General features: G+C 31.1%; 2 pseudogenes. Both read right to left on the reverse strand.

Features of this window, described 5'->3' with window-relative positions:
• Positions 1–1,766, reverse strand: a pseudogene (locus ACH2BG_RS01710) (hypothetical protein); the annotation flags it as partial.
• Between the two features lie 145 nt (positions 1,767–1,911).
• Positions 1,912–2,127, reverse strand: a pseudogene (locus tag ACH2BG_RS01715) (PKD domain-containing protein); the annotation flags it as partial.

Here is a 2,127-nt window from a genome sequence, read left to right on the forward strand (position 1 = left end):
ATCGTATTTCTAGGTAATTTTAATAATTTATAAGTACTATTTCCATAATGATTATAGCCTGCAATATCATTTGTAATAGAATTAGCATTGTTAAAATAGTCGATAAATTGCATGATTTTTACACTCGTTTCAGCAGCATTGCTAAATGAGTTGAGGGAAATTGTATTGTCAATTATAGTAAAGGAATACATTTTGTTATATCCCGAAAAATATTCTATCAGTGTAGCATTGGCTTTTTTTAGTTTCAAATACAAGCTTTTTAAATCGATGTTTTCTTCACTATTACTTTGATTTTTGCTTCTGATTTTTTTTAGCGAAAGGATCAATTCGTTTTGGTTTTTTAAGGCTGCGTTTATTTGCGAAACGTTCGCCAAATCTCCTTTTTGTTGTTCTTTTAGAATGGTATTATTCCAATTTTGTAATTGTTCCAATTGTAATTTTTCTTCTCTAGAAGCTGTTTTTTTATTAGAAAGATAACTTCTTAAAACGCCTGATTTGGTTCGTTCTGCAAGTAAGAAAGCCTTTTCTATATAGGCGATTTTATTTTCTTTTTGGTACAGAGCCTCGTATATAGCAAGGCATTTTTCGGTTCGATTTCTAATGCGGATTTGGCTAATGATTTTAGAGTTTTCATAAACGAGTAAGTTGGCAAACAAATCTTCGATTTGAAACGAAAGTGCATAAGCTTGTAAGGCTTTTGTAGGTTGATTTTGTTCTAAAAAAATAACTGCCTGCAAATCAAGTGCGTCCAATAAAATTGTTTCGGCATAAAGGGATTTTGAGTTGGGTAAAATGCTTGCTCGATTGGAATAATGAGGGATTAATATCTTGAAAACATTAGAAATAATTTCGGTCGCTTCAACGTATTTTTTTTGTTCCAATAACAAATTAGCTTCTTCGTATCTGAATTTGGCTAGCTTTTGAGGAGATACATTGGGAATTTCAGAAAAATAGGTGTTAGCTTTTTTAAAATAGGAATTAGCCAACTCAATATTTCGCCATTGCAAATTCAATGCAGCTAAGTTTCGATAACAATTTGCAAGTGTTTCAGATTGCGATTTTTCAAATTGCAACAATTGGATTGCAGTAAAATAGGTTTTTTCTATTTTGTTGAAAATACCAGGAATTGGTTCAGATGAATTAGAGTGCTTATAGCTCCATACATAATTATTACCCAAATTATTCAGGAAAATTCCTTTTTGTATGTTTGATAATCGCTCTGTTTGAATCGTTTTTTCAAGTAATTCTATAGCTAATAAACTTCGGCCAGAACTTAGATACACATTAGATAAATTTAAAATTGCTGCTAATTTCTGTTGCTGATTTTTAGCATTAGACGCAAGATAAAAGTATTGCTTAATAGTGCTTTCTGCATTGTCGTAATCGCCTACAATGGTATATAAATTCCCCAATGGTTTCAAGCAAAACTCAACAATATCGTAATTTGTTAATTTATTTTTTTGAAAAACTTCTAATGCTTTTTCATAACTGGAAATAGCTTGATTGGTTTTGCCAAATTGATTTTCATAGTAGGCTTTGTTGCAATTTAGAACAACGTAAGCCAAGAGTGTATTTTTGTTAGAAGTTACATCGAGCGCAGTCGAGATGCTTTTATGAAACGTCTCTAATTTGTTTAAATTTTCTTCATTGGGATTTGCGGTAAACGCATCAAGTGCTTTGTATATCCTATCTTCTACTGTATTTGGTTTTTGTCCAAAAACAGTTAGCGTCGCGAATAGTAGCAGCAGAAAAATATTTTTAACCATATAAGGAATGTAAGGTCATTTAAGCGATGCTATTGGCAATGTTCAATCGAGTAGTAAAGAATTCTTAATCTTGGACACGTAACGATTTCTCAGATTTTACCAATAAAAAATTAGTAAAAAACCGCTCATTTTAAGTTATTATTTTCTAAAACTTCCAAATCCCATACAACTGAAAATAACTAAAATTTTCTTTAAAGTTTATAACATATCTTGCGCCTAAACTTGGGCCAATTCTAGCAGCTCCAAGGGTTAAATCTAAGATTAGACCACTTTTAATACTAGTAAAAGATTGAGAAGAAGCTGAAGATTCTGAACGACTACTAATCAAAAATTTATCGGTAATACCCTCATAGTTGTTAAC

Source organism: Flavobacterium sp., assembly GCF_043779715.1.
In the GTDB taxonomy this organism is placed as follows: domain Bacteria; phylum Bacteroidota; class Bacteroidia; order Flavobacteriales; family Flavobacteriaceae; genus Flavobacterium.